The organism is Streptomyces echinoruber, from assembly GCF_014651135.1.
In the GTDB taxonomy this organism is placed as follows: domain Bacteria; phylum Actinomycetota; class Actinomycetes; order Streptomycetales; family Streptomycetaceae; genus Streptomyces; species Streptomyces echinoruber.
This window is the reverse complement of the sequence record NZ_BMWH01000004.1, coordinates 82392-109067: the sequence shown is the minus strand read 5'-3', so window position 1 is coordinate 109067 and position 26676 is coordinate 82392. Positions and strand designations below refer to the sequence as shown.

The 26676-nt window shown below is 74.6% G+C and carries 22 protein-coding genes and 3 pseudogenes; 11 read left to right on the top strand and 14 right to left on the bottom strand.

Features of this window, described 5'->3' with window-relative positions:
• Positions 1–91: 91 nt before the first annotated feature.
• Complete coding sequence (locus IE225_RS07480) at positions 92–364, top strand: hypothetical protein (RefSeq protein WP_190056564.1); 273 nt, start codon at positions 92–94, stop codon at positions 362–364.
• Between the two features lie 154 nt (positions 365–518).
• On the opposite strand, the gene IE225_RS07475 is transcribed toward IE225_RS07480, so the two are convergent.
• From IE225_RS07475 to IE225_RS07450, 6 genes are all read right to left on the bottom strand, one after another.
• Positions 519–863, bottom strand: a complete 345-nt coding sequence (locus IE225_RS07475; RefSeq protein ID WP_190056563.1) for a hypothetical protein — start codon at positions 861–863, stop codon at positions 519–521.
• A 231-nt stretch (positions 864–1094) separates the two neighbouring features.
• Positions 1095–1268, bottom strand: a complete 174-nt coding sequence (locus IE225_RS07470) for a hypothetical protein (RefSeq protein ID WP_190056562.1) — start codon at positions 1266–1268, stop codon at positions 1095–1097.
• 149 nt (positions 1269–1417) lie between these two features.
• On the bottom strand, positions 1418–1735 hold the full coding sequence (locus IE225_RS07465) for a hypothetical protein (RefSeq protein ID WP_190056561.1): 318 nt from the start codon (positions 1733–1735) through the stop codon (positions 1418–1420).
• Positions 1736–1904: 169 nt separating this feature from the next.
• Positions 1905–2153, bottom strand: coding sequence for a hypothetical protein (locus IE225_RS07460; protein WP_190056560.1), 249 nt, complete (start codon positions 2151–2153; stop codon positions 1905–1907).
• Between the two features lie 268 nt (positions 2154–2421).
• Positions 2422–3834 (bottom strand): condensation domain-containing protein, encoded by a 1413-nt coding sequence (locus tag IE225_RS07455; RefSeq protein WP_190056559.1) that lies wholly within the window; start codon positions 3832–3834, stop codon positions 2422–2424.
• A 327-nt stretch (positions 3835–4161) separates the two neighbouring features.
• Complete coding sequence (locus tag IE225_RS07450) at positions 4162–4362, bottom strand: helix-turn-helix transcriptional regulator (RefSeq protein WP_190056558.1); 201 nt, start codon at positions 4360–4362, stop codon at positions 4162–4164.
• A gap of 577 nt (positions 4363–4939) precedes the next feature.
• Here IE225_RS07450 and IE225_RS32905 point away from each other — a divergent pair.
• The 4 genes and pseudogenes from IE225_RS32905 to IE225_RS07435 all read left to right on the top strand — a co-directional run.
• Positions 4940–5029, top strand: a pseudogene (locus IE225_RS32905) (5-deoxy-glucuronate isomerase); the annotation flags it as partial.
• Positions 5030–5145: 116 nt separating this feature from the next.
• Positions 5146–7039: pseudogene (gene iolD / locus IE225_RS07445) on the top strand (3D-(3,5/4)-trihydroxycyclohexane-1,2-dione acylhydrolase (decyclizing)).
• An 8-nt stretch (positions 7040–7047) separates the two neighbouring features.
• On the top strand, positions 7048–8550 hold the full coding sequence (gene mmsA, locus IE225_RS07440; protein ID WP_190056557.1) for a CoA-acylating methylmalonate-semialdehyde dehydrogenase: 1503 nt from the start codon (positions 7048–7050) through the stop codon (positions 8548–8550).
• A gap of 334 nt (positions 8551–8884) precedes the next feature.
• Positions 8885–10291, top strand: coding sequence for an APC family permease (locus IE225_RS07435; RefSeq protein ID WP_190056556.1), 1407 nt, complete (start codon positions 8885–8887; stop codon positions 10289–10291).
• Positions 10292–10322: 31 nt separating this feature from the next.
• On the opposite strand, the gene IE225_RS07430 is transcribed toward IE225_RS07435, so the two are convergent.
• On the bottom strand, positions 10323–10754 hold the full coding sequence (locus tag IE225_RS07430; RefSeq protein WP_190056555.1) for a GNAT family N-acetyltransferase: 432 nt from the start codon (positions 10752–10754) through the stop codon (positions 10323–10325).
• Positions 10755–10968: 214 nt separating this feature from the next.
• Between IE225_RS07430 and IE225_RS07425 the strand changes: the two genes are divergently transcribed.
• The 5 genes and pseudogenes from IE225_RS07425 to IE225_RS07405 all read left to right on the top strand — a co-directional run bounded on the left by IE225_RS07425 (position 10969) and on the right by IE225_RS07405 (position 16512).
• Positions 10969–13647 carry a CocE/NonD family hydrolase gene (locus IE225_RS07425; RefSeq protein WP_190056554.1) on the top strand — a complete coding sequence of 893 codons (2679 nt, stop codon included), beginning with the start codon at positions 10969–10971 and terminating at the stop codon, positions 13645–13647.
• Positions 13644–14561, top strand: a complete 918-nt coding sequence (locus IE225_RS07420) for an ABC transporter permease (RefSeq protein ID WP_190056553.1) — start codon at positions 13644–13646, stop codon at positions 14559–14561. Before IE225_RS07425 ends, IE225_RS07420 begins: the two co-directional genes overlap by 4 nt.
• 14 nt (positions 14562–14575) lie before the next feature.
• Positions 14576–15232 (top strand): annotated as a pseudogene (locus tag IE225_RS07415) (long-chain fatty acid--CoA ligase); the annotation flags it as partial.
• Positions 15233–15614: 382 nt separating this feature from the next.
• The gene (locus IE225_RS07410) at positions 15615–15842 is read left to right on the top strand and encodes a chaplin (RefSeq protein ID WP_190056552.1); all 228 of its coding nucleotides are present in this window, start codon (positions 15615–15617) and stop codon (positions 15840–15842) included.
• A gap of 169 nt (positions 15843–16011) precedes the next feature.
• Positions 16012–16512 carry a chaplin gene (locus tag IE225_RS07405; protein WP_229879312.1) on the top strand — a complete coding sequence of 167 codons (501 nt, stop codon included), beginning with the start codon at positions 16012–16014 and terminating at the stop codon, positions 16510–16512.
• Between the two features lie 115 nt (positions 16513–16627).
• Here the strand turns inward: IE225_RS07405 and IE225_RS07400 are convergent, their stop codons facing one another.
• Together IE225_RS07400 and IE225_RS07395 are read right to left on the bottom strand one after the other, a co-directional pair.
• Complete coding sequence (locus IE225_RS07400; protein ID WP_190056551.1) at positions 16628–17914, bottom strand: NAD(P)-binding domain-containing protein; 1287 nt, start codon at positions 17912–17914, stop codon at positions 16628–16630.
• On the bottom strand, positions 17914–19335 hold the full coding sequence (locus IE225_RS07395) for a carboxylate--amine ligase (protein WP_190056550.1): 1422 nt from the start codon (positions 19333–19335) through the stop codon (positions 17914–17916). The genes IE225_RS07400 and IE225_RS07395 overlap by 1 nt, the downstream gene beginning before the upstream one ends.
• A gap of 180 nt (positions 19336–19515) precedes the next feature.
• On the opposite strand from IE225_RS07395, the gene IE225_RS07390 reads away from it, so the two are divergent.
• Positions 19516–20925: a glycoside hydrolase family 26 protein gene (locus IE225_RS07390; RefSeq protein WP_190056549.1), complete on the top strand. Its 1410-nt coding sequence runs from the start codon at positions 19516–19518 to the stop codon at positions 20923–20925.
• A 145-nt stretch (positions 20926–21070) separates the two neighbouring features.
• Here the strand turns inward: IE225_RS07390 and IE225_RS07385 are convergent, their stop codons facing one another.
• Genes IE225_RS07385 through murJ form a run of 5 tightly spaced genes read right to left on the bottom strand, consistent with a single transcriptional unit; the run spans position 21071 to position 26555 of the window.
• Complete coding sequence (locus IE225_RS07385; protein ID WP_190056829.1) at positions 21071–22207, bottom strand: GNAT family N-acetyltransferase; 1137 nt, start codon at positions 22205–22207, stop codon at positions 21071–21073.
• A 38-nt stretch (positions 22208–22245) separates the two neighbouring features.
• Positions 22246–22896: a YveK family protein gene (locus IE225_RS07380; protein ID WP_190056548.1), complete on the bottom strand. Its 651-nt coding sequence runs from the start codon at positions 22894–22896 to the stop codon at positions 22246–22248.
• A complete protein-coding gene (locus tag IE225_RS07375) occupies positions 22893–24062 on the bottom strand; it encodes a glycosyltransferase (RefSeq protein WP_190056547.1) in 1170 nt (389 codons plus the stop codon). Before IE225_RS07375 ends, IE225_RS07380 begins: the two co-directional genes overlap by 4 nt.
• Complete coding sequence (locus IE225_RS07370; RefSeq protein ID WP_229879310.1) at positions 24062–24799, bottom strand: polysaccharide deacetylase family protein; 738 nt, start codon at positions 24797–24799, stop codon at positions 24062–24064. The genes IE225_RS07375 and IE225_RS07370 overlap by 1 nt, the downstream gene beginning before the upstream one ends.
• Positions 24786–26555, bottom strand: a complete 1770-nt coding sequence (gene murJ, locus IE225_RS07365) for a murein biosynthesis integral membrane protein MurJ (RefSeq protein WP_229879309.1) — start codon at positions 26553–26555, stop codon at positions 24786–24788. Before murJ ends, IE225_RS07370 begins: the two co-directional genes overlap by 14 nt.
• Positions 26556–26676: the final 121 nt, after the last annotated feature.

Genomic DNA, 26676 nt, shown 5'->3' with positions numbered 1-26676 from the left:
TCGCCTGCGCCGGCAGCGCGGTCTGCACGACTGCGTGAAGGGCGATCCTCGACAGATCGCATCCGCTCCACCTCACTTCACTGGAGAAGACATGCACAAGATCCGCAAGGCCGCCGTCCTCGTCGCCGCGCTCGGGACGGTCGGACTCCTGGGTGCCGGCACCGCCTACGCCGGCTCGGAGGGCGACACGTTCAACATCCAGCAGAGCAGCACCTGCCGGTCGCACGACGCCAACGTCGACATCCTCGGCCAGGTGGGCATCGCCAACGGTCTGGCCGGCAACCTGCTGAACGGCGAGGGCAACCCGGGCGCCCAGTACACCCACATCGGTTCGACCCAGGGCTGCAACAACAGCTTCCGGTAAGTCGAAACCCTTTCCCGGTGCCCGGCCGTCCGCCGGGTACCGGGATTTTGTTTTCTCCGACCGGCAGGGGTCCGCCTCGAGGGGAAAACAGCGATGCCGGGCCGGAATCGTTCCCGGCCCGGCATGTGCCGACAGCGCTCGGAAGCTCGGAAGCTCAGAAACCGATGCGCGGCTTCTTGAACCCCTTGGGCAGCTCCAGCGTGTTGGAGCAGTCCATCTTCTCCCCGGTGTTCGTGGACCCGCCTTCCGTCGGCCGGTCCTCCGGGAGCGTCACGTGCGGCTGGTCAGCCACCGTGCAGCTCTGCTCCTGCTTGATGGTGTGCGTGCCGTCCTTCTCGACGAACGTCTCGCTCTTGCGGACACAGACGGTGCCCCCTTGCGCGGTGGTCCGGCACTCGCCCTGGTTTCCGTCCGCGAACGCGTGGCCGGCGCCGACGCACATCACGGCGAGACTGCCGACGAGCCCCGAGACGGTGGCGATCTTCTGCAGAGTCAACATGTGCTGCTTCCTTTACGACGGAGGCCCGGGCGCCTGTGCCTTTGACCGGCGCGCGCCCGGGCCTGAGAAGGTCGGAACAGAGCATCCTGCGCCTGGCCCGCTGCGGGCGGAGGCGGGGACGGCGGCAGCCCGGACGCGCACGGGCCGATCGCCGCGCGTCCGGGCCGCCCTCGCGCCACGGGGCGTCGCGCGACACGCCTTCGGCGCCGAGGAACGAGCCCTCGGTGAGTCCTACGCGCCCTGCTGCTCGGCGTACCGCGGCTCCTCCGGCCGGGCGACCGGCTGGGCCTGCGAGTGGGCCTGCGAGTGGGCCTGCGAGTGGGCGTGCGAGTGGGCGTGGTAACCGCCGCCGACGGCAACGGCGACCGTCGCCGCTATGACCGCGGCGCGTTGGAACTTACGCATGTCTGAACCTTTCGCATCCAGGCTGACCGCCTGGTTCGACTGCCGAAAGTGAGCATACGCATGCGCTGAGTGGCCGCTTTGGGATCTGCGCCCCGGATGTCGCGACGGCCCCTCTTCTGCCGTACCGGCCGGTGCGGCGGGCCGGGCGGCTAGGGCGTGCCGCCGGCCGCCGCGGGTGCGCGCCCCGTCTCCGGGGAGCAGGTCACGCTGGGACCGAACTGCGTCGTGCCACTGCCCATGGCGGCGGGCTGTGTCGCGGGCTGTACCGGCCGGCAGGTCTCCTGGTGGGGAATGGCGCCACCTTCGGGGACCACGCCCGTGATCCGCTGGGTGCAGGTGATGTCGCCCAGGGCGTCGCGTGTGCAGGTTCCCGGGTCCTTGGCGTGCGCCTGGGTGATGCCGGTACAGGTCAGGACGAGGCCGCCGACGAGCCCCGAGATGGCGGCGGCCTTTCTCATGCTGAACATCTGATGCGTTCTCCCTCGGTGGGGGTGCCTGGGCCTTTGGGCACCGTGCGCCCGGTCGCCGGCCGCGCCGGGCTCTGTCGTGGGTGTGCGGCGACGGGCCGACGGAACGGGGCCCTTCGAGTCCGCCTCGAAGGGCCCCGTCGGGCCTCGCGCGACGACGCCGCGGTACTCAGCCGTTGAAGGCGTTGTTGTGCTGGCCGCAGGCGGTGTCCAGGGTGCCGGCGAGGCCGAGCACGCCGATCGGGAGGTTGTTCTCGGCCACCGTCTGCGGGCTGCACTCCTGGTAGGGGCGGAAGATGTTGGCCACCTGCAGCCCCTCGTCGGAGGTGGCGGCGGTGGCGGTGCCGGCGCCGATGGCCGACAGTCCGCCGGCGGCGGCCACTGCTGCGATCACGACCTGCTGAAGCTGCTTGCGCATGGAACCCTCGGTTCTTCACTCGTGAGACGAGGCTGATTGCCTAGCGTTACGCAACGAACACTAGCAGTGACAAACGGAGTTGTCTCAAGCCGGGCATCTGTGTCGCGAGAGGCGCAAGAGAGCGCAAACGCGTCAAGGAGCCGCCAATTGGCGCCGCACACGCGGAAGTCGCGGCCCGTGCCCGCCGCCGCGTGACATGGGGCGGCGCCGGATGCTCCGCGGCGCCGGCATCAACACGGAGGAAGCGGCGAACAGTTGTGCCGGTGCGTCAGGAGAAGACCGGCTCCGAGACCCGGAGGTGAGCACCGACCGGCGCGGAGGCGATCAGATCCCGCAGTCCCTCGACGTACCGCCGCACGTTCCGGTGGGCGACGTCGGTGTCCGGATAGCGGCAGGCCAGCCACAGGCCCTCGTGCAGCCGGTTGACCCAGACGCACACCTGGTCGCCGTACGACACCCGGATCAGCCCGTACGCCTTCTTCTCGGTCCAGCGGGCCGCGCCGGGGATGACGCGGGCGTCGACGTACGAGACGATCGAGTACAGGTCGGGTGAGGTCGGCCGGAAGTCCGAGCCGAGCAGGCGCAGTACGCGGGCCAGCGGGATGCGCGCCAGCGACCGGTTGGCCCGCAGCTCGGAGCGGACGGCGGTGAGCGCACTGCCGAAGTCCCGTGTCGCGGGCACCTCGATCGGCGCGCCGCCCACGTACCAGCCCACGGAGTCCGACCACGCGGACTTCAGCCGGGTGTGGAACGGCACGACCGTGCGGTAGCACGGCTGCCCGCCGAGCTCGTGGACGATCAGACTGGTCGCGGCCAGGATGCCCACCAGGCTGCCGCCGTAGGGCCGGCAGTGCTCCTCGAACGCGGCGGCCGCGTCCGCGTCGAGGAGCGGCTCGCACATCAGCTTCTGGGCGGGCAGTGCGCCGCCGGGTCGCAGACCGAGGTCGACGGGGAACGACGGAAGCCGCCCGTCGCACCGGCCGATGAACTCCCGCCAGCGCGCGACGATGGCGTGGGTGTCGTCGATCCTGTCCGCGTCCGCGCGTTCCCGGTCGCAGAAGTCGACGTAACTCCCCGCGGGCGGGCCGACGACGGGCCGTCCCGTGATACCCGCCGTGTAGAGGTCGTGGATCTCCTCCGGGATGCGCTGGAGGGAGTAGGCGTCGACGTTGCTGTGGTCGAAGACCATGTACACGCTGGTGGATTCGTCGCGGAGGACCGCCGTGTAGATGAGGTTCGGCCAGCCGAGCGCGTCCGCCGCGACGTCGAACCGATCCTGCAGGTACCGGATCAGCGTGTCCGCGTCGGTGAAGTCGCCGACCACCTCGCGCTGCAGGGCCACGTCCTTCTCGTCGAGCGTGAAGCGGTGCATGTCGTCGCCGGCCCACCGGAAGCCGCTGCGCAGCGTCTCGTGACGCAAGGTCCAGTCGCGCAGCGCCTGTTCCAGCGCGTCGAGGTCGGCGCGGCCCGGCAGGTCGAACGCCGTGCCCAGCCAGGTCGGTACGAACAGTCCGTCGTCACGCACCGATCGGGCCGTTCTGACGTGCGACTCCTGGATGTACGCGGGCGGCCGCGGGTCCGGTGGCAGTACCGCTGCCGCCGCGACGGTCGCCGGGCTGAACGTCCACTCGACGAGCCGTCCGGGCCGGACCTCGCAGCGCTGAATGTCAGAAATTCGCACAGTGGCGTCTCCTTCGCAGTAGGCACCAGCTTGATCAAGGGGGAGCCGTGCGCGATCGGTGGGCGCTGTGTCGCCGGTTTTTCAGCGGGACGTGTGACGCCTCGAACGACGAAGCGACCTGCCCCCGGCGGCGAATCGGGCGGCGTACGACCCGTGTTCGCCGCCGGGGTGTCGCACACGGCCGCAGGCGCGTCAACTGGTCCCGGGCGCCGCGGTGTTCGGCCGTCCGCCGGGCGCCTGCCGAAGGTCTCCGTCCCGGTGCCCCGGCGCGCCGGCGGCCCGTCGCGTCAACCCTCTCTGCGTCGCGTCAGCCGTCTCTGCGCCGCGTCAGCCGTCTCTGCGGCCGCGGTTGCCGGGCCGGGAGGCGACCCAGGCGAGGACGGTGTCGGCGTACCAGTAGGGCTTGCCCCTCTCCACGTGGTCCGGTGGGGGCAGCAGCCCGTGCTTGCGGTAGGACCGCACGGTGTCCGGCTGCACCCGGATGTGCGCCGCGATCTCCTTGTACGACCAGAGCCTTCGGTCGGTCATGACGTGCACCTCCTCGCGTGCGCCGCGGCGGCGGCCGGGGGTGGCCGTCGGGGGAGCCGGGCGCTGCGCTGGCGATCACCAAGCCTGTGCTTCGTGAACGATGCGAGGTGCGCACCGGCCAGGGGCTGTCGGCCGGGTGTGACCCAGGGTCCGCGGACATGCGACATGCGTGACACGCGGGTGGCGTTTGTGACACAGGTGCCGCACAGGCGCACGCCGGCTCACGGGCGTGGCGCGTTGACAGGCGGCGGCTTGGGTCCCCGTGCTCCGCCGTCCCGATCGGTCCGCGCCCCGCCGCGGGCGGTCGCCGTGGCCGCCGTGGCCGCCGTGGCCGAAAACCGCTGTCCCGGCGCGCCTCGGCCAAGATCTGGTCAGAATGTCCGGACAAAACATTGACAGGGCTTCCCGTGCGGGCTACAAACCGGGGAGAGCCCGAGGGAGGGAAGCCGATGGCGCACGACCTGATCGCCGCCGCGCCCCGCGCCGCCCGCCCGACGACATCGCCGGCGTCGCCGCCGCCGTGGCCCCGCTGTGAAGGCCGGGATGCCCCGTGACCGGCCGCCCGTCCCCCCTGAGCGCCTCCGGCGCGGGAGCCCACTTCGCCTTGGCAGGAGCGAAGTGCGAGCGTCGACTCCCCGCCCGCCGCGGCCCCGCGCCGGAGGTCCCCGCCGTCCATCCCGCGCGGCACGGGCGGCCGTGTCGAGACGGACGGCCCGCCGCAGCCGTATCCGAAGGAGGGATCTGCTTCCACCCGGGTCACCCGGACGAGACGGAGGGACACCGATGACCTCGACGGTGAGGTTGACGGTCGCGCAGGCGCTGGTGCGGTTCCTGGCCGCCCAGTACACCGAGCGGGACGGCGTGCGGCAGCGGCTCATCGGGGCCACCTGGGGCATCTTCGGCCACGGCAACGTCGCCGGGATCGGCCAGGCGCTGGTGGAGTACGCCGACGTGATGCCGTACCACCAGGGCCGCAACGAGCAGGCCATGGTGCACGCGGCCGTCGGCCACGCCCGGCACCGCAACCGGCTCTCCACGCACGCGGTGACCACCTCCATCGGGCCCGGCGCCACCAACCTGGTCACCGGTGCCGCCCTGGCCACCATCAACCACCTGCCGGTGCTGCTGCTGCCCGGCGACTGCTTCGCCACCCGCCCCGCCGACCCGGTGCTGCAGCAACTGGAGGTGCCCTACGCGGGCGACGTGTCCGTCAACGACTGCCTGCGCCCGGTCTCCCGGTACTTCGACCGGATCACCCGCCCGGAGGCGCTGATCCCGTCGGCGCTGCAGGCGATGCGGGTGCTCACCGACCCGGTCGAGACCGGCGCGGTCACCCTCGCCCTGCCGCAGGACGTGCAGGCCGAGGCGTACGACTGGCCGGAGGAGTTCCTCGCCGAGCGGACCTGGACGATACGGCGGCCCGAGCCCGACCCGGCCGAACTCGCCGCCGCCGTCCGCCTGGTCCGCGCCGCCCGCCGCCCCCCTGGTCGTCGCCGGCGGCGGCGTCCGCCACAGCCGCGCCGAGGCCGCCCTCGCCGAGTTCGCCGAGGCCACCGGCATCCCGGTGGCCTCCACCCAGGCCGGCAAGGGCTCCCTGCGTTTCGACCACCCGCAGGACGTGGGCGGCGTCGGCCACACCGGCACCGCCACCGCCGACGAACTCGCCCGCACCGCCGACCTGGTGATCGGCGTCGGCACCCGCTGCACCGACTTCACCACCGCCTCCGGCACCCTGTTCGAGCACCCGGAGGTGCGCTTCCTCAACCTCAACATCACCGCCTTCGACGCCCACAAGATGTCCGGCACCCCGCTCGTCGCCGACGCCCGCAGCGGCCTGCGCGCCCTGACCCGGAAGCTGCGGCGGACCGGCCACCGGGTCGCGGACTCCTACGTCACCGAGTACACCGAGGACAAGGAGCGCTGGGAGCAGCGCGTCGACGCCTGCTTCGCCGTGGACGAGCCCGACTTCCGGCCCACCCAGCCGCAGGTGCTGGGCGCCCTCGACGCGGTCGTCGACGACACGGACGTCGTCGTCAACGCGGCCGGCTCGCTCCCGGGCGACCTGCACAAGCTGTGGCGGACGCGGTCCCGCGACCAGTACCACGTGGAGTACGGCTACTCCTGCATGGGCTACGAGATCCCCGCGGCGATCGGCGTGAAGCTCGCGGCACCCGAGCGGCCGGTGTGGGCGCTGGTCGGCGACGGCACCTACCTGATGATGCCCACCGAGATCGTCACCGCCGTGCAGGAGGGCGTCGCGATCAAGGTCGTGGTCCTGCAGAACCACGGCTACGCCTCCATCGGCGGCCTGTCGGAGGCGACCGGCGGGGAGCGCTTCGGCACCGCCTACCGCCACCGGGCCGCCGACGGAACCTTCACCGGCGCCCCGCTGCCGGTCGACCTCGCCGCCAACGCGGCCGGCCTCGGGATGCGGGTGCTGCGCGTGCGGAGCGCCGGCCACCTGCGGGACGCGCTCGCCGAGGCCCGGGCCGCGGACACCCCCACATGTGTCTACGTCGAGACCGAAACCGCAGACACAGTGTCGGGCGCGCCCCCGGCGCAGGCCTGGTGGGATGTACCTGTGGCCGCCACCGCGACCCGGGCGGCCGCGGTCAAGGCGCGCGAGCTGTACGAACGGCACGTCTCCACCCGGCGCCGCCATCTGCGTAAGGAGTGACTGGAGCCATGACGAAGGTCGTCAACCACTGGATCGGCGGGAAGACCGTCGAGGGCACCTCGGGGACGTACGGGCCGGTCACCGACCCGGCGACCGGCGAGGTCACCGCCAAGGTCGCCTTCGCGTCGGTGGAGGAGGTGGACGCGGCGGTCGCGGCCGCCAAGGACGCCTTCGCCTCCTGGGGCCAGTCCTCGCTGGCCCAGCGCACGGCGATCCTGTTCAAGTTCCGGGCGCTGCTGGACGCGCACCGCGACGAGCTGGCCGAGCTGATCACCGCCGAGCACGGCAAGGTGCACTCCGACGCGCTCGGCGAGGTCGCCCGCGGCCTGGAGATCGTCGACCTGGCCTGCGGCATCCCCGTGCAGCTCAAGGGCGAGCTGTCCACGCAGGTCGCCAGCCGGGTCGACGTGGCCGCGATCCGCCAGCCGCTCGGCGTCGTCGCCGGCATCACGCCGTTCAACTTCCCGGCGATGGTGCCGATGTGGATGTTCCCCCTCGCCATCGCCTGCGGCAACACCTTCGTACTGAAGCCCAGCGAGAAGGACCCCTCGGCCTCCGTCCGCCTCGCCGAGCTGCTGGCCGAGGCCGGGCTGCCCGACGGCGTGTTCAACATCGTGCACGGCGACAAGGTGGCCGTCGACCGGCTCCTGGAGCACCCCGACGTCAAGGCCGTCTCCTTCGTCGGCTCCACCCCCATCGCGAAGTACATCCACGCCACCGCCGCCGCCCACGGCAAGCGCGTGCAGGCCCTGGGCGGCGCCAAGAACCACATGCTGGTGCTGCCCGACGCCGACCTCGACGCCGCCGCCGACGCCGCCGTGTCGGCCGCCTACGGCTCCGCGGGCGAGCGCTGCATGGCCATCTCCGCGGTGGTCGCCGTCGGCGCGATCGGCGACACGCTGGTGGAGAAGATCCGCGAACGCGCCGAGAAGATCAAGATCGGCCCCGGCAACGACCCGGCGAGCGAGATGGGCCCGCTGATCACCAAGGCGCACCGCGACAAGGTGGCCTCCTACGTGCGGGGCGCGGCGGCCGAGGGCTGCGAGGTCGTCCTGGACGGCACCGGCTACACCGTCGAGGGATACGAGAACGGCCACTGGATCGGCATCTCGCTGCTGGACAAGGTGCCGGTGACCGCGAAGGCCTACCGGGACGAGATCTTCGGCCCGGTGCTGTGCGTGCTGCGCGCCGAGACGTACGAGGAGGCCGTGGCGCTCATCAACGCCTCGCCCTTCGGCAACGGCACCGCGATCTTCACCCGGGACGGCGGCGCCGCCCGCCGCTTCCAGCTCGAGGTCGAGGCCGGCATGGTCGGCGTGAACGTGCCGATCCCGGTGCCGGTGGGCTACCACTCCTTCGGCGGCTGGAAGGACTCCCTCTTCGGCGACCACCACATCTACGGCAACGACGGCACCCACTTCTACACCCGCGGCAAGGTCATCACCTCCCGCTGGCCCGACCCGGCCGACGCCCCCGCGGGCGTGGACCTGGGCTTCCCGCGCAACCACTGAGGCCGCCCGCGGCCCCGAGGGGACCGTCGGGGGCCGAAGGGGCCGCCCGGGGATCCGAGGGCCCCGGGGCCCGAAGGGGCCGCCCGGGGCGCTGAGGGGCCGCCCGGAGCCGGCAGAGGCCGTCCGTCATGCGGACGGCCTCGTTTTTTTGCGGACGGGCGCTGCGGTTCCCGTACGGTGCGAACCAGGGCAACCGCTTGGACCTTGCTGCGATAAGCGGCAGCGAGAAGCCGGGTGACCCACTGAATCCGTAGGCAAGAACCCATTGACGCGCCGGTTTTCGTCGATGTTCCATGCTGCGCAATCCGCTGCACGAGTCGATCGGAACCGCCGCATGACCGATACGCTCCGCCCCGCCGACACCGGCGCCGCCCCGGCGCCGGACGGCACCGCCAGGCCCCAGACGCTCAAGCGCTCCATCGGCGTCGTGGGCGGCACCCTGCTGACGCTGTCCTGCGTGACCCCGGCCTCGACGCTGTTCGTGGTCGTGCCCGACCTGTTCGGCTCCCTGGGCACCGCCACCGCCCTGACCATCGCCCTCGGCTCCCTGCTGTGCGTCGCCGTGGCGTTCTGCTACGCGGAGCTGGGCACGCTCGTCCCGAGCGCGGGCGGCGAGTACGCCATGGTCTCCACACTGGCCGGGCGGCTGGCGGGCTGGCTGGTGTTCGTGCTGTCCCTGCTGGTCGTGATGATCGTCCCGCCGGTCATCGCCCTGGGCACGGCCGACTACCTCGCCCCCGTCGTCCACCTCGACGCGTCCTGGACCGGCGCCGGCGTGATGCTGCTCGCCACCCTGGCCGGCCTGCTCGACCTGCGCGCCAACGCCTGGATCACCGGCGTCTTCCTGGTCCTGGAGGTCGTCGCCGCGGCCGTGGTCGCCCTCCTCGGCTTCACCCACGGACACCGCGGCCTGGGCAGCCTGGTCTCGATGCGGGTCGCGGGCACGGACGGGCACCCGGACACCGTGACGGCCCTGCTGGTGGTCTCCGGGCTCGCCATCGCCCTCTTCGTCACCCAGGGCTTCTCCACCGCCGTCTACCTCTCCGAGGAGCTGGAGGACCCGCGCCGCAGCGTCGCCCGCACGGTCCTGGCCACCCTCGCCATCTCCACCGTGGTCATCCTCGTCCCGGTCGTCGCCATCACCCTGGGCGCCTCCGACCTGCAGCAGCTCACCGGCGGCGACATCGGCGGCATGGTCACCGCCTGGTCCGACTCCGCCGTCGGCACCTTCGTCAGCCTCTGCGTGGCCCTGGCCATCGTGAACGCGGGCATCGTCATGGTCATCCAGAACTCGCGCGTGCTGTTCGCCTCCGCCCGCGACAAGGCCTGGCCCCAGCCGGTGAACGATGTCTTCGCCAAGCTGGGCCGCTTCGGCTCCCCGTGGGTCTCCACGCTCGCGGTGGGCGTGCCCGGCGCGCTGCTGTGCTTCGTCAACCTGGACACCCTGTACGGCGTCACGGGCGTGTCCGTGACCGGCATGTACCTGCTCGTCGCCCTCGCCGCCCTGCTCGGCCGGCGCGGCGACCACCGCCACGCGCACGCGTGGCGGATGCCGCTGTGGCCCGTGGTGCCGGCGCTGCTCATCGCGGTCCTGGCGTACGTCCTCGTCCAGCAGGAGGCGGCTCACCTGCTGTGGACCGGCGGCATCACCGCCGCCGCCACCCTCTACTGGGTCCTCTACCTGCGCCCGCGCCGCGACACCCGCTGGCTGGTGACCCTCCCGGAGGACGCGCGCTCCTGACGCGCCTCACCCGGTGCGCTCCCGACGCGCCTCACCCGGTGAAATCCCACGTCACCACCGTGCACGTCCCCTCGCCCTCGCCGCCCGCACTCCGGTACGCGGCGAGGGCGACGTCGTTGCCGGTGTCCACCCCGACCCACATGCCGTAGCAGCCCCGCTCCCGCGCCAGCCGGGCCAGCCGCACCACCAGCGCCCGCCCGATGCCCCGGCGCCGGAACGGTTCGGCGACCCCCAGCTCGTACAGGAACATCTCGGTGCCCTTGTCGGGGTGGACCGTCTCCACGCCGCTGACGAACCCGACCGGCACGTCCCGGCCGTCGAGGCGGGCCAGGAGCAGGTGGTGGCCGGGCGCGGTGAGGAACCGTTCGGCCCACTCGGGGCGCACCGGATGGTCGAAGAGGTGCTCGGCGGCGGCGACCTCGGCGAGCGAGGCGGCCCGCCGGATCTCGATGCGTGCGTCCATGCGCCTTCGTACCACGCGGTACCACGGGTGTGCCTTCGTATGACGGGCGTACCGCGGGTGCGCCTTCGTATGGACGGCGTACCACGGGTGCACCGTCGTGTGACGGCGTACCACGGGCGCGGTACGCCGCGGCGGGTGCGGTACGCCCGGGAAGGTGCGCGGGCTTTGTCCACAGGCCGCCGCGGCTGTCGGCGGCGGCCCGTACCGTTGACGCATGGATCTTCGACTGCCCCGACCGCCGCGCGGGCCCCGGCGGCTGATCGCCGCCCTGGCCGCCGTGGTCGTGCTCGCCGTGGCCGGCGTGTGGACGACCGCCGCCTTCGGCGGCACACCCGCGGTGCGCCGCACCGACCGGGTCCTGTCCGCCGACGGGGTGCGCCTGGACACCTCCTACTTCGTCTCCACCGCCGCCGGCCGCCGCCCGGCCGTGCTGCTCGCCCACGGCTTCGGCGACAGCAAGGACGACGTGCGGCGGCAGGCCGAGGAGCTGGCGGGGGACGGGTACGCGGTCCTCACCTGGTCGGCGCGCGGTTTCGGCAGGTCGACCGGCAGGATCGGGCTGAACGACCCGCGGGGCGAGGTCGCCGACGTCTCGCAGCTGATCGACTGGCTGGCCCGGCAGCCGCAGGTCCGGCTCGACCGGCCCGGCGACCCGCGCGTCGGCGTCGCCGGCGCCTCCTACGGCGGCGCCCTCGCCCTGCTCGCCGCCGGGTACGACCACCGGGTGGACGCCGTCGCCCCGGCGGCCACCTACTGGAACCTGGCCGACGCCCTCTTCCCCGGCGGCGTCTTCAAGCGGCTGTGGACGAGCCTTTTCGTCACCTCCGGCGGCGGCTGCGCACGGTTCGAGCCCGAGCTGTGCCGCATGTACGAGCGGGTGGCCCGCTCCGGCGTCCCGGACGCCGCCGCCCGCCGGCTGCTCCGGGAGCGCTCGCCGTCCGCCGTCGCCGACCGCATCAAGGTGCCGGCCCTGCTGGTGCAGGGGCAGACCGACTCCCTCTTCCCCCTCGACCAGGCCGACCGCGCCGCCCGCGCGATCCGCGCGAACGGCGCCCCGGTCGACGTCGACTGGATCGCCGGCGGGCACGACGGCGGCGAGGTGGAGACCGGCCGCGTCCAGGCGCGCGTACGGGCCTGGTTCGACCGCTACCTCAAGGGCGAGACGGGCGCCGGCACCGGCCCCGCCTTCCGCGTCACCCGCACCGGAGGCGTCGACTCCACCGACGGGACCGCCCGGTTGCGCGGCGCGAGCGCGGACGCCTACCCCGGCCTGCGCAGCGGGCTCCGCACCGTCGCCCTCACCGGCGGCCCGCAGCACGTCGCCAACCCGGCCGGCGCCAGCCCGCCCGCCGTCTCCTCCCTGCCCGGCCTCGGCGGCGCCCAGGGCCTGGGAGAGCTGTCCGCCCTCGGCGTCGGCGTGTCGGTCGACTTCCCCGGCCAGTTCGCCGCCTTCGAGTCGGCACCCGTCCGCGGCGACCTGCAGATCACCGGCACCCCCACGGTCACCGTGCACGTCACGTCCACCGCCCCCGACGCCGTGCTCTTCGCCAAGCTCTACGACGTCGGCCCCGGCGACTCCCGCCCGGTGCTGCCCGCCCGGCTGGTCGCCCCGCTGCGTGTGCCGGGCGCCGCAGCCGGCCGGGACGTGACGGTCACCCTCCCGGCGATCGACCACGAGGTGCGCTCCGGTCACCGCCTCCGCCTGGTCCTCGCCTCCACCGACCTCGGCTACGCCTCCCCGACCGCCCCGGCCACCTACACCGTCTCCCTGAAAAGCGCCCTCACCGTGCCCACGGCCCCCGGCGTGAGAACCGCGGCCGCCCCGCTGCCGTCCTGGACGTGGTGGCTGCCCCTCGCCGGCGCCGCGACCGCGCTCGCCCTGCTGCTGACGGCGCGCCGGCGCACGGCGGCCCCCGCGCCCGACCCCGCCCTCGCCGACGTGCCGCTGCAGATCACCGGCCTGAGCAAGCGGTACGCCGGGGCCGCGGACCGGTACGCGGTCAGGAACCTGTCCTTCCGCGTCGACCAGGGCCAGGTGCTGGGCCTGCTCGGCCCCAACGGCGCGGGCAAGACCACCACCCTGCGCATGCTGATGGGCCTGATCACCCCGGACGACGGCGAGATCCGCGTCTTCGGCCACGCCGTCCGCCCGGGCGCGCCGGTGCTGTCCCGGGTCGGCGCCTTCGTCGAGGGCGCGGGCTTCCTGCCCCACCTGTCCGGCCGGGAGAACCTGGAGCTGTACTGGCGCGCCACCGGCCGCCCGCCCGAGGACGCCCACCTGGAGGAGGCCCTGGAGATCGCCGGGCTCGGCGGGGCTTCCCCGAGTTCCCGGCCGCGCTCGAACGGGGGAGACCCCATCGACCGCGCGGTGCGCACCTACTCGCAGGGCATGCGCCAGCGCCTGGCCCTCGCCCAGGCCATGCTGGGCCTGCCCGACCTGCTCATCCTCGACGAGCCCACCAACGGCCTGGACCCGCCGCAGATCCGCGAGATGCGCGAGGTGATGATCCGTTACGCGGCCGGCGGCCGCACGGTGATCGTCTCCAGCCACCTGCTGGCGGAGGTCGAGCAGACCTGCACCCACCTGGTGGTCATGGACCGCGGCCGCCTGGTCCGGGCCGGCCCGGTGCGCGAGATCATCGGCTCCGGCGACACGCTGCTGGTCGGCACCGCCGCACCCGTGGCGGAGCCGGTCGTGGAGAAGGTGGCCGCCCTGCCGGCCGTCGCCTCCGCCGTGCGCACCGACGACGGCCTGGTGGTCCGCCTGGCCCCCGGGGCGGGCGCCCACGACCTGGTCGCCGAACTGGTCCGGCTGGACGTGCCGGTGGCGTCGGTCGGCCCGCACCGCCGCCTCGAAGACGCCTTCCTCACCCTGATCGGAGGCTCCGCATGAGCACGCGCGCCGAGCACACCAGGCCCGCCGAGCACACCGGGCATGCCGAGCACACCGGGCGCACCGGGCCCGCCGGCGCCGCCCCCGGCTACCGGCCCGGCCGCACCCTGCCCCTGCGGGTGGAGCTGGTCCGGCAGGTGAAGCGGCGCCGCACCCTGGTCATGGGCGGCATCCTCGCCGCGCTGCCGTTCGTGCTCGTGGCCGCCTTCGCCCTCGGCGGCGACCCCGGCGCCCGCAACGGCCGGGTGACGCTGATGGACACCGCCACCGCGTCCGGCGCCAACTTCGCCGCGGTCACCCTGTTCGTCTCCGCGGGCTTTCTGCTGGTGATCCCGGTGGCGCTGTTCTGCGGCGACACCGTGGCCTCCGAGGCGAACTGGTCCTCCCTGCGCTACCTGCTCGCCGCCCCCGTGCCCCGCGCCCGCCTCCTCACCTCCAAGCTCGCCGTCGGCCTCGCCCTCGGCCTGGCCGCGATGGTCCTGCTCCCGCTCGTCGCCCTCGCCGTCGGCACCGCCGCCTACGGCTGGGGTCCGCTGCGGATACCCACCGGCGGCGAACTGGCGCCGGGCACGGCCGCCCAGCGCCTGGTGGTCGTCGTCGCCTACCTCTTCGTCTCCCAACTGGTCACCGCGGGGCTGGCGTTCTGGCTGTCGACGAAGACCGACGCGCCGCTGGGCGCGGTCGGCGGCGCGGTGGGCCTGACCATCGTCGGCAACGTCCTGGACGCGGTGACCGCCCTCGGCCACTGGCGCGACTTCCTGCCCGCGCACTGGCAGTTCGCCTGGGTGGACGCCGTCCAGCCCCGGCCCGAGTGGTCCGGGATGGTCCAGGGCGCCTCGGTGTCCGTCACCTACGCGCTGGTGCTGACGGCGCTGGCCTTCCGCGCCTTCGCCCGCAAGGACGTGGTGTCCTAGCGCCCGGACCGCCCGCCGGCGCCACCGTCGTACCGCCCCTCGTACCCCGCCCCGGCACGGTCGGCCGGCCCGTGCCCGGCACGGCGGTGCGCATCGCCGACGACGGCGAGGTGCTCGTCAGGGGCGGGGTGGTCTTCGCGTCGTACTGGAACGACCCGGCCGCGACCGAGGCGGTGCTGAGGGACGGCTGGTTCGCCACCGGCGACCTCGGCCGGCTCGACGAGGACGGCTACCTCACCCTCACCGGCCGCAAGAAGGACATCATCGTCACCTCCGGCGGCAAGAACGTCTCCCCCTCCGTCCTGGAGGACCGGCTGCGCAGCCGCCCGCCCGTGGGCCAGTGCGTGGCCGTCGGCGACAACCGCCCCTTCGTCGCCGCCCTCATCACCCTCGACCCCGACGCGGTCGCCCACTGGCTGGCCGTGCGCGGCCTGCCCGCCGACACCCCGGTGTCCGAGGTCGTGCGGGACCCGCGGATGCGCGACTACGTGCAAAAGGCCGTGGACCACGCCAACCAGGCCGTCTCCCGCGCCGAGTCCATCCGCGCCTTCCGGCTGGTCGAGGGCGAGTTCACCGAGGACAACGGCATGCTGACCCCGTCGCTGAAGGTGAAGCGGCACGCGGTGGCGCAGGCGTACGCCGCCGAGATCGAGGCCCTGTACGGCGGCTGACACGACGACGGTCCGCCGAGTTGCCGTACCACCGATCTTCCGGCGTCCGCGGACGCCGGCCGCCGACCGGGTGACCACCCGCAACCAAAACCCTCCCGCCGGGTTGATGAGGCCGTAGGAGCCGTGGGAAACGCCTCGCTGCGAGGAAAGGGCAGGGCTTTTCCGCAGAGCTTTCCGCAAGGCTTTTCCCGGCGGTGTCCTTGAGGGTGATCTTCGGGGGTGAACGTGTGGTGACACGGGGCAGCCGAGTGAATTGTCCTACGAGCCGCGTTCGTGACGTCCTCCTGCGTCTATCCCTCGTTCAGCGCGGCGGCTCGTTCGCGTCGTCGTGCTCACTCGGTTCCGGCCGTCCCAGAGGCATGACCCAGAGAAGGGAACACACATGAAGAAGAGCGCTGCTGTCGTTGCGGGCGCCATCCTGGTTCTCGGCGGTGCCGCCCCGGCGTTCGCGGACGCCGACGCCGACGCCGTCGCCGCCCATTCCCCCGGCGTCCTCTCCGGCAACGTGGTCCAGGTGCCGGTCAACCTCCAGGTCAACGCGTGCGGCAACACGGTCGACATCGTCGGCCTGCTGAACCCGGCGGCCGGCAACGTCTGCATCAACCGCTGACGAAATCAACCGCTGACGAACCGCACGGAACACAGCCCCCGGCTGTGCCCCGGCCGGCCTCGGAACGTGCCTGTTCCGTTCCCAGGCCGGCCCTTTCCCGCTTCCGCCCGCTTCCGGCGGGCTTTTCTCAGGAACAACTTCAGGAACAACCTCAGGAAGAACAACGAGAGTGCGACAGACCTTGAGCAGGGGAGTGTGCGCGGCCGCGGCCGCGACAAGCGTTCTGTCCCTGTACGGCAGCCCCGCCCTGGCCGACGCGCAGGCGGACGACTCCGCCCGGAACTCCGCCGGTGTCGCGGCCGGCAACGACGTACGGGTCCCCGTCGACCTGCGGGTCAACGCCTGCGGCAACACGGTCGACGTCGTCGGCCTGCTGAACCCGTCCTTCGGCGACTCCTGCGCCAACGCCCCCTTTGGCGGCCACGGTTCCCAGGACACGCCTCCCGCGCACGGCAGGCGCACGCCCCCGCCGAGGGACGGGCGGACGGTCCCGGCACCGCGCGGCGAGCAACCGGACCCGCGCCCCGCCTTCCTCGCCGACACCGGCAGCGGCGCCCTCCTCGGCGCCTCCGGCGGCAACGCCTTCCTCGGCGCCTCCGGCACCGGCGCAGCCCTCGTCGCGGCCGGGACGGTCCTGTACCGCCGTGCCCGGGCCGCGGCCCGCCGCTGACGCTTCCGCCGGCACCCCGCACCACCGCGGGAACGGGTGAGGCCGCCGGACGTCCGGCGGCCTCACCCGCATCCACGCCCCGCGCGACGGGCTCTCGCACGCGCGGGACTCTCTCCTACGGACGCGCTCCGGCCGGCGCCCCCGGCGTGACCGGCCGCACGTGACTTCCCGGCGCCGGGACCACCGTGCCGCCCGCCGTACCGCGCGGCAGCGCGCGCAGCCGGCGCCGTACGCCGCGCACCAGCGTCCCGGCCGTGAAGCCGGCGCCGTGGACGAAACGCATCGCGGGGCCGAAGCCGGAGGCGGTGACGAGGCCGGCCAGGAAGAGCCCGGGGTGGGAGGACTCGAAGGAGCGGCCCACGGCGGGGGCGCCGTCGGCGGCGGTGACCAGGCCGGCACGCAGGTCGGCGGAGAGCAGGCCGAGCCGGTCGGCGGTGGCGCGGAACCCGGTGGCCGCGATGACGTGACCGGTCTCCAGGGTGCGTGTCGCGCCGGAGGCGCCGGTGATCCGCAGGCGCAGACCGTCCCCGGCCGGATGCGCGGCCGTCACCTGGTGGCCGAGGAGCACCTCGACGTGCGGCTCGACCCGCTCCCGCACCCACCACGCGCCGGCCGGTCCGAGGGCCGTGGCGGCGATGCGCGCCCGGGTCGGTTCCGGCAGCCGGCGGAAGAGGCCGGGGCGCTCGGCGTAGAACCAGTTGCGCCAGCCGGGGCCGAGACCGCTGTGCGGGGAGCGCAGCGACTGCCACCAGGGGCGCTCCCAGGGCGGCGGCACGTCGTTCCAGTACAGCCGGTCGGCACGGGCCAGCACCCGCACCCGCGTGCCCTGCTCGGCCAGCAGCGCCGCCGTCTCCAGCGCCGCCTGGCCGCCGCCGATCACGGTGACGTCGCCGCCGCGGAAGCGGTCGAGGTCGCTGTGGTGGCTGCTGTGGGTGACGAGCGCCGGGTCCAGGTGGCGCAGCACGGCCGGGATCTCCACGAACGGCATGACACCGACGGCCAGGGCGACGGTGCGGGCGTGCAGCACCTCGCCGTCCTCGGTGACCACCTCGAAGCCCTCCGGCCGGGCCGACACCCGCGTCACCGTGCGTTCGTCGACCGCCGGCACGGCGTGGTGCGCGAACCACAGGCCGTAGGACGCGAACGTCTCCACCGGGATCGGCTTGGCGTGCCGGGCGGCCACGCCCTGGCCCGCGCAGTACGCTTCCAGGCTCCAACGGCCCTGGGGATCGGACAGGTTGGACGCCCACGGCTCCGACTTCAGGAACATGCCGCGCGGCATGTGGTCGCGCCAGGACGCCATGGGACGGCCGAAGACGCGCAGGTCGAGACCGGCGGCCGCGGCATGGGACGCGATGGACAGGCCGTACGGGCCGGCGCCCACCACCAACAGGTCGTACATCAGCAAGTGCTCGCTTTCTCATCGTCGGAGTCGTCGGAGACGTCGGAGACGTCGGACGCGGAGGAGACCGGGGGGACCGGTGAGCCCGCCGGCCCTGGGGAGGCCGACGGGACTGGAGAGACCGGCGGGGCTGGAGAGGCGGCGGAGACGCCGGTCGACGGGGCGGTGCCGGCCGGCGCGGTGCCGATCGGCGCGGTGCCGGTCGGCGCGGTGCCGGTCGGCGCGGTGCCGGCCGGGCCCGTGCCGCCGTCGGCGAGGCGGGCGAGCAGGCGGCGCGCGACATGGCCGCCCCACAAGGTCCACAGCGCGCGGCCGGGGGCGAGGTCGTCGCGGGCGTGCCAGGCCAGTTCCCGCCCGCCCGGCGCGGGCCGCAGCGCGGCCAGCGGCGCGTAGTTCTCCACCACGAACTCCCGCCCCGGCAGCGGCGCCCCGTCGGGCAGGGGACGGTCCGTCAGGTCCAGGTGCAGGGCCCGGACGACGTCGAGTCCGGCCGAGTCGGCGAACAGCCGGAACTGGGCGCCGGGGCGCGGGTTGAAGTCCAGCAGGTGGTAGCGGCCCGTGGCGGCGCAACGACGGAAGTCCAGGTCGAAGATGCCGCGGTAGCCGAGCGCGTCGGTGAGCCGCTCGGCGAGCGCCTGCACCTGCGGGTTGGGCGTCCAGCAGCCCACCGCGGTCAGACCGGCCCCGCGCGGCCAGGCCCGCCGCTTGCGGCCGGATCCGCCCGCCCGGACGGTGCCGGAGCGGTCGGCGTACCCGTGGACGAACCAGTCGCCGTTCGGCCCGGGCGGCAGGTGGGCCTGAAGCAGCAGCCGGCTGCCCGCCTCCGCGGACCGCAGGTACAGCTCGCGCGCCTCCCGCGCGGAGTGCAGCACCATCGTGCTGCGCAGCCCGCTGCCCGGCGGCAGCAGCCAGGGTCGGCTCCACTTGGCCACCAGCGGCAGCCCCAGCTCCCGGGCGGCGGCCGCCGCCCGAGCCGGGCTGTCGGGGACCAGGGTCACCGGGTGGGGCACGTCCGCCGCGGCGCACACCGCGGCGAGTTCGGCCTTGTCGGCGACGCGTTCGGGCAGCCCGGCCGGCACGTCCGGCAGCAGGTAGAGGGGGGAGAGGTCGTCGCGCATGCGGCCCACCGCGATGGCGCTCGCGTCGTCCATCGGGACCAGCACGGCGGGGCGCCGGACACGGCCGGCGACCCGGCGCAGCACGGCGGCGATGTCGTGGGCGGAGGCGCCGGGCGGTGGCGGCGGATGCATCCGGCGCACGAAACGCGAACCGCGCACGGGACTTCCCGCCGAATCGGCGACGAGGTGCACTTCCACGCCGGCGCGCCCGAGCGACCGTACGGCGCCCAGCGTTCCGTGGTGAAAGGGATTCCGGTCGATCCGCAGCAGCACGGCGGGGACCCGGATGTCGAACAGGGACACGTAATTCATTCCTTTGACGTCATTCACTCGTGTGGGCGAGCGGGGCACTCGAAAGCAGCAGGAATACGGCAGGGCCGGTGGCGTGGTGGCCCCTCATGTGACTGAGTGTCAAACAGGCCCCGGAAAGGCGGCCGGAAAGGCCGGGCGCGTCGGCCGGCGAGTACGCGGAAGGAGCAGGCAATGACCCCACAGCAGCGACGGGCCCCCACCCGGCGGCTGGCGGCCGTCGCGGCGGCCGCCGTCACGACGGCCGTCCTGGTCTCCGGACCGGGGTTCGCCGAGGGCGCGGAGCGGGTCGCCGTCCCTCCCGCTCCCGCCTCCGGCGGTCCGGCGCCCACCTACGCCCCGGGGCCCACCGAAGCTCCGCGGCTCACCGATGCTCCGGCGTCCGCCGTCCCTTCGGTCACCCCGTCGGTCACCCCTTTGGACACCCTGCCGGTCACCCCGTCGGCCGTCCCGCCGGTGCCGGACCTCCTGCTCCCGCCGTATCCGCCGGGCGTCACCCCGCCCGCGCCGCCGCAGCCGCCGGTCTCCCTGATGCCGCCCCAGCAGCTCCCGGCCTTCGGCGCCTTCCTCGACTCCGACGCCCGCGGCGTGGCCCGCCTCGCCGACCTCAGCAGCTGGCTGGGCGGCGCCGACCTGCGTGTCGGCCACACCTACCTGCCGGGCAACAGCTGGAGCGACATCGAGGGCTCCCCCGGCTTCCTCGAGGCGTGGGCGGCCTGGCGGCGCCGGCGGAACGACCGGATGCTCGTCCTCAACGTGCCCCTGCAGGAGCGCAACGAGGAGGGCGTCCCCGACGACGAGGTGCGCGCACTGCTGCGCCAGGGCGCGGCCGGCGCCTTCGATCACCACTTCCGGGCCCTCGCCCGGCGGCTGGTCGGCCTCGGGGTGCCGGACACGGTGCTCGTGCTGGGCTGGGAGATGAACGGCACCACGTACACCCATCGCTGCGGACCCGACCCGGAGGCCTGGAAGAAGTACTGGAACAGAATCGTCACCACCATGCGTTCGGTGTCGGGCCAGAAATTCCGGTTCGATTTCGCCCCGAGCCGGGGCCGGGACGCCGTTCCCTGGACGCAGTGCTATCCCGGGGACGACACGGTCGACATCATCGGCATGGACGCCTATGACCAACCGCGTGGACTGTCATTCGACGAGCAGGTGAAAGAGCCCTATGGGCTGCAGGCGCACGTGGACTTCGCCAAATCCCACGGCAAACCCATTTCCTATCCTGAATGGGGTCTTTTTCGCAATGGTGACAACGCCGAATACATGCGGCGCATGCTCGCCTGGATGGAGGAGCACAAACCCCTCTATCAGACGCTGACCGACTACTGCCCGCACGGCGTGTGGCAGTGCGGCGCGAACCCCAGGGCGGCCCAGGTCTACCGCTCCGTTCTCTTCGGCCGTACGACCGGAGTGGCCCTCCCGGTCCCGACCCCGACCCCCACCCCGACCCCGACCCCCACCCCCGGCGGGGCCGAGCCGTCGGCCGCCCGGCACCCGGCGCACTGCTCCCTGCCGGACCTCGGCGACTGGGTGGGGCACTGGGTCGGCGGCAGGCTGTGCCTGCGCTTCCACTGGTGAACCCGCGCCCGGCGACCGGGCCCTTGACGGCCGGGTACCTGACGGTCCGAAACCCGACAGCCGGGCACCCGACGACCGGGCCCTTGACGACCCCGCACGCGGCGGCCACGGACCCGGCGCCCGGTGCGCGGTGCCCCCGCACCCGCTAGCCATCGTCACGCTCCCGCATCCGGCGCAGCAGCGCCTTGCCCCGCCGCCGCACGGCCACGTCGCAGGCCACCGCCGACAGCAGCGGGGCGGTGCGGCGGCGGGCCAGCAGCAGCCGCTGGTTGACGACCCGCTCGGGACGCCAGTGGTGCTTGTAGGGCTCGTCGCCGCGCAGCAGGCTCAGCGTGCGGTGCCCGGTCGCGGCCGTGTGCTCCGCGCACGCGTCCAGCAGCATCACCGCCACGTCCGCCTTGTGCTCCCGCAGCCGCGGATGGGCGCCGTACAGGTAGCCGCCGGCCAGGCGGCCGCCCAGCAGGGTCAGGTTCACGGCCGCCACCTCGCCGTCCAGGCGGAACTCGGTGACCACCGCGTCCCCGGAGCGCGCCATGGCCACCGCGGAGCGCACCAGGTGCTCGCGGAACCGGGACCGCAGGTGCTCGGGGGTCACCCCGCGGCCCTGCCACTGCAGCCGGTGCAGCTCCAGCAGCCGGTGCAGGGCCGCGGCCACCGCCTCCGGGTCGCCGGCCGGCACGACGCGGTGCTGCACGCCGAGCGCGGCCAGCCGGCGCAGCTTGGCCCGCACCCGCTGGGCCGCCTTGGCCGACGGCAGCCGGGCGGCCAGCTCCGCCACCGGGACGGCGGGCAGCTCCAGGCACGGCGAGTCGGCCAGGCGGCGGCGCGGGCCGCGCCAGCAGGCGTACACTCGCTCCGCCGCGCCGCCCGGCCGCACCTCGCGCAGGTCGACCAGCGCGGTGCGGGCCGCGGGCCACAGGGCCGCGGCGAGCGCGGCGGCCGCCCCGTCCGCCCGCTCGTCGTCCAGCAGCACGTCGCCGTAGTCGGAGATCGCCCCGCCCAGCGGCACCAGCGCGGGCACCGGGCCGCGGCGCAGCATCAGCGGCGCCGCGGCGACCAGTGCGCCGTCCGCGCCGGCGTCGCGCACCAGCACCAGCCGCAGCCGGCCCGGCCGGCCGTACGACCGCCACCACGAGTGCAGCCAGGCGTGGCTCTGGAACGGGGTCGCCGTACCGCACCGCCGGTACAGCCGCTCCCACTCCGGGGCCAGGCCGGCGAAGACGGCCGGGTCGGTGACGACCTCGGTGGCGACCTCGGTGGCGCTCTTGGTGACACGGACCAGCCCCCGGGGACGGACGGGGGGCGGCGCCGGAGCGGCCCTCACGACCGGCCGTGCACGTCGGCGGCGTGGGCCGGGCCCGGCACCGCGGCGGAGCGTGCCGCCTCCTGCGGCGCGGACCGCCGGGGCCGTACCAGCAGGCCCAGGCCGCCGAGCAGCCCGCCCGCGCTCGCGCCGACCAGGCCGGTCACGGAGGCCGGCGCCGAGGACGGCTCGGTGGGCTTCACCGCGCGGGAGAACGGCACCAGGGTGACGTGGGTGTCCTTCTTGCTGTCGGCGGCGTGCCGGACCAGGGAGCGGGTGACGGCGTTGGCCATGTCGACGGCGAGGTCGGGGCGCGAGGAGGTGGCCGACACGGCGACCATCGGCGCGTCCGGCGAGGTCGCCGTGCGCACGCCGGCCTCCAGCGTGCGCAGCGGCACCCCGGCCCACACCTGGGCGTCCCCGAGCACCGCGAGCTGGGTGGCGACCCGGCCGTAGGCCTGTGCGAAGCCGGACGCCGCGGCCGGGTCGGACTTGTCCTCCGGCACGGCGATGACGTAGCCGGTGGCCGTGTAGGTGGGCGTCTTCAGCGCGCCGTAGGCGCCGCCGAGCAGTCCGCCGGTGACGGCGCCGGCCGCGAGCAGGGTCCACGACGGCAGGGCGGCCAGGCGGGCCAGCCGGCGGGGGAGGCGGGAGGGTGTGTCGGTCATGCGGAACGGGCTCCCAGGAGTGACGGGGACGGTGCGGACGGGCGGGGCGCGCCGGCCAGCGCGGCCGCGTACACCTCGCGCAGGCGGGCGGCGCTGCGGGTGACGGCGTAGTGCTCGGCGGCCGGCGGGACCGTGCGGGGCGCGGGGCCGGCCGCGCGCAGACCGGCGAGCGCGGCGGCGAACGCCTCGGGACCGCCGGTGACCCGGCGGGCGCCGGGCGCGCTGTGCGGCGGCAGGTCCTCCAGCGCCGGGCAGGCCGCGTACAGCACGGGCAGGCCGGCCGCGAGCCCCTCCACGACGGCCAGCCCGAAGGACTCCTCCGGGCTGGGCGAGGCCAGCACGTCCATCGCGGAGGCGAGGGCGGGCAGGTCGGGGCCGGGGGTGCCGTCGGGCACGCAGGGGCGCTCGCCGGCGAACAGCACGCGGTCGGCGACGCCCGCGCGGTGGGCGGCGCGGCGCAGCACGGTCTCCTGCGGGCCGCCGCCCACCAGCAGCAGCCGGCAGTCGGCGGGCAGGCGGGCCAGGGCGTGGATCAGGACGTCGAAGCGCTTGCCGGGGGCCAGGCGGCCGATGCCGCCGACGACGTACGCGTCGTCGGACAGGCCGAGGCGGCGTCGGGCGGTGCGGCGGCGCTCCGGATCGAAGCGGAAGCGGTCGATGTCAACGCCGTTGGGGACGACCACGATGCGCGGCGCGGGCACGCCCCAGCGGCGCAGGCGCTCGGCGACGGTGGGGGAGACGGCGACGGTGGTGCGGCCCAGGCGTTCGGTGGCCAGGTACAGGGCGCGCACGCCCGCGCCGAGGGGCCGGCCCTCCATCTGGGAGGCGCCCAGGGAGTGTTCGGTGGTGACGACGGCCCGCACCCCCGCCAGGCGCGCGGCGAGCCGGCCGTAGACGCAGGCGCGGTACAGGTGGGTGTGGACCAGGTCGTAGCCGCCCGCGCGGATGACGCGGACCAGGCGGGGCAGGGCCGTCAGGTCGCGGTTGCCGCCCATGCCGAGGTGCACCACGCGCACCCCGTCGGAGGCGAGCCCGTCGGCGACCGGGCCGGGGTTGGTGAGCGTCACGACGTCGGCGCGCACGTCCGGCAGGTGCCGCAGCAGCAGCCGCAGCTGCTGCTCGGCGCCGCCGACGCCGAGGCCGGTGATGACGTGCAGGACCCGCATCACACGCCCTCCACCGGGCGGCGGCGCAGCCGGTGCAGCCGGTACTTCAGGGCCAGGCGCCAGGCGGTGTCGCGCTGCCCGACGTGCAGCCGCGGCAGGGCGTGCACACCGGTGAGCGGGCCGGGGTCGATGGCGCAGGCGTAGGCGTACCCGGCGTCCCGCACGGCGGCGACGGCGCGCGCGTCGAGCGTGCCGTAGGGGTAGCAGAAGCCGTCCACGGGCGCGTCGAGGAGCTCGGCGAGGAGCTTGCGGCTGTGCGCGGTCTCGGCGGCCAGCGTGGTGTCGTCGGCCCGGGTGAGGTCGACGTGGGTCAGGCCGTGCGAGCCGATCTCGACGCCGGCCGCGGCGGCGCGCCGGACGCCGTCGGCGGTCAGCAGCGGCTTGCGCGGGCCGAGCGGGTCCCAGGCGTTGTCGCCGCCGAACCGGCCCGGCAGCACGAACAGGGTGGCGTTGCACTCCCAGCGGCGCAGCACCGGCAGCGCGTGGTCGAGGAAGTCGGCGTACCCGTCGTCGAAGGTCAGGCCCACCAGGCGGCGGCCCTCGCCGCGGGCGCGGGCGGCCAGCAGCTCGGCGACGGACACGCCGCGCAGACCGCGCCGGCGCAGCCGGCGCAGCTGCTCGTCGAGGCGGTCGGGGGTGACGGTGATGCGGTAGGGGTCGTCGGTGCAGTCGCCCACGGAGTGGTACATCGCCACCCACGGGACGGGGCCGGTGCCGGCCGGATCAGCGTGAACCATGCGGGAGCCTTCGGGTGAGGGAACGGAGGATGCTCAGGGCGCGCGGCGGGATCCGCGAGGAATTGAGGGAGGAACCGAGGGAGGAACCGAGGACGGAGACGAGGCCGTGGGCGCCCAGGACACGGCCGAGCGGCAGCAGGACGGCGGTGACGGTCAGCACGCCGGCGGCGAGGGACGGCAGGGGCGCCCGCACGAGGTGCGCGGCGTACGCCCCGGCCGCCGTCGCGCCCGCCGCCGCGGCCAGTTGCCGGGCCAGCTCGCCCGGCACGCGCCGGGCGCGCAGCGGCACGCCGCGCCGGCCGGTGCCGGCCAGCAGCAGGACCGCGGTGAAGGTGATGCCGGCGGCGTTGGCGGCGGCGATCCCCAGCACGCCCCAGGTGCCCACGGCCGCGGCGCCCAGAAGCGCGGTGGCGGCCAGGCCGGCGCCCATCGCGGCTGCCGGGTACCAGGTGGGCCGGCCCGCCGAGAAGTAGGAGCGCGCCAGCACGCCCACCAGCGTCTGGCCGAGCAGCCCGAGGGCGTACACGCGCATCACGCCCGCCGTCGCCGCCGTGTCCTGCGGCCCGAACGCGCCGCGCTGGAAGAGGACCTCGATGATCTGCGGGGCGCACGCGATCACCGCGGCCGCGCCGTACAGCACCAGGCTCGCCGCCAGCGCGAGGTCCCGCTCGACGCGGTCGCGGGCCCGCTGCAGGTCGCCGTCGGCCAGCGCCCGCGCCACCACCGGGAAGGTGACCGTGCACACCATCAGCGACAGCACCATCGGCATCTGCGCCACCTTCTGGGCGTAGTTGAGGTGCGAGATCGCCCCGGCGGGCAGACCGGAGGCGAGGAACCGCTCCACCAGCACCTGCGACTGGCGGCTCAGCGCGAACAGCAGCACGCTCCCCATCAGGGCCAGCCCCATCGGCCGCCCGTCGGCGCCCCCCGGCGCCGTGCCGGCGGTCGTACGACGCCGCAACTCCCTCAGCAGGGACGGCAGTTGTACGAGGACCATGAGGCACCCGCCGGCCGCGACCCCGGCCGCCGCCGCGCGCACCCCCCAACGGCCGCCGAGCAGCAGCATCCCGGCGACGATGCCGGTGTTGTACGCGACGTAGATCGCCGCGGGGGCGAGGAAGCGGCGGTGCGCCCGCAGCGCCGCGCTGCAGTACCCGGCCAGGCCGAAGGTGAGCACGCAGGTCGCCGTCAGCCGGGTGCAGTCCACGGCGAGCGCGGGGTCGGGCAGGCCCGGGGCGAGGACCGCCACGAGCTGCGGGGCCGCGCCGGCGGCCAGCGCGGCCACCGCGACGAACGCCAGCGTCAGCCGGGGCAGGGTGGTGGCGACCAGCGCGCGCACCGGGTCCCCGGCCGTGTCCCGCGCCCGCCGCGCCAGCGCCAGGCTGAACGCCGGGATCAGCGCGAACGCCAGCCCGTCCTCGATCAGCAGCGTGGCCGCGAACTCCGGCACCGTCCACGCGACCAGAAAGGCGTCGGTCGCGCTGTCGGCGCCGAACAGGCGTGCCAGCGCCTGGTCGCGCACCAGCCCGAGCAGTGCGCCGGCGAGCGACAGGACGGCGGTGACGAGGGCGGCCCGGGCGAGGAAGCGACGGGAGGGCCTGGGGTCTCCGGGGTGGTCGGGGGCGGTGCCGGAAGCAGCCGGGTGGCCGGGGGCGGTGCCGGAAGGGGTGGGGCGGTCCGGTGCCGGGGGGTCCGGGCGGGCGGCGCCCTGGGGGGCCGGCGCGGCCGGCCGGGCGGGCGCCGGCGGTGCCGCCACCGCGGCCGCCACCGCGGCCGCCTGGGACGCCTGGGATGACTGGGATGACTGGGAGAGCGGGGGCACCGGGGGCACCGGGGGCACCGGGGCCGCCGACGCCGACGCCGTCGTCGCCGGTTCG

Bases quoted from the DNA above. Each gene is read 5' to 3' on its own strand.
- IE225_RS07400 (WP_190056551.1), bottom strand. From the start codon at position 17,914: ATGTACGACCTGTTGGTGGTGGGCGCCGGCCCGTACGGCCTGTCCATC.
- IE225_RS07370 (WP_229879310.1), bottom strand. From the start codon at position 24,799: ATGGTTCACGCTGATCCGGCCGGCACCGGCCCCGTCCCGTGGGTGGCG.
- IE225_RS07435 (WP_190056556.1), top strand. From the start codon at position 8,885: ATGACCGATACGCTCCGCCCCGCCGACACCGGCGCCGCCCCGGCGCCG.
- IE225_RS07480 (WP_190056564.1), top strand. From the start codon at position 92: ATGCACAAGATCCGCAAGGCCGCCGTCCTCGTCGCCGCGCTCGGGACG.
- IE225_RS07390 (WP_190056549.1), top strand. From the start codon at position 19,516: ATGACCCCACAGCAGCGACGGGCCCCCACCCGGCGGCTGGCGGCCGTC.
- IE225_RS07430 (WP_190056555.1), bottom strand. From the start codon at position 10,754: ATGGACGCACGCATCGAGATCCGGCGGGCCGCCTCGCTCGCCGAGGTC.
- IE225_RS07380 (WP_190056548.1), bottom strand. From the start codon at position 22,896: ATGACCGACACACCCTCCCGCCTCCCCCGCCGGCTGGCCCGCCTGGCC.
- IE225_RS07425 (WP_190056554.1), top strand. From the start codon at position 10,969: ATGGATCTTCGACTGCCCCGACCGCCGCGCGGGCCCCGGCGGCTGATC.
- IE225_RS07460 (WP_190056560.1), bottom strand. From the start codon at position 2,153: ATGCGCAAGCAGCTTCAGCAGGTCGTGATCGCAGCAGTGGCCGCCGCC.
- IE225_RS07465 (WP_190056561.1), bottom strand. From the start codon at position 1,735: ATGTTCAGCATGAGAAAGGCCGCCGCCATCTCGGGGCTCGTCGGCGGC.
- IE225_RS07450 (WP_190056558.1), bottom strand. From the start codon at position 4,362: ATGACCGACCGAAGGCTCTGGTCGTACAAGGAGATCGCGGCGCACATC.
- IE225_RS07375 (WP_190056547.1), bottom strand. From the start codon at position 24,062: ATGCGGGTCCTGCACGTCATCACCGGCCTCGGCGTCGGCGGCGCCGAG.
- IE225_RS07470 (WP_190056562.1), bottom strand. From the start codon at position 1,268: ATGCGTAAGTTCCAACGCGCCGCGGTCATAGCGGCGACGGTCGCCGTT.
- IE225_RS07420 (WP_190056553.1), top strand. From the start codon at position 13,644: ATGAGCACGCGCGCCGAGCACACCAGGCCCGCCGAGCACACCGGGCAT.
- IE225_RS07410 (WP_190056552.1), top strand. From the start codon at position 15,615: ATGAAGAAGAGCGCTGCTGTCGTTGCGGGCGCCATCCTGGTTCTCGGC.
- IE225_RS07475 (WP_190056563.1), bottom strand. From the start codon at position 863: ATGTTGACTCTGCAGAAGATCGCCACCGTCTCGGGGCTCGTCGGCAGT.
- mmsA (WP_190056557.1), top strand. From the start codon at position 7,048: ATGACGAAGGTCGTCAACCACTGGATCGGCGGGAAGACCGTCGAGGGC.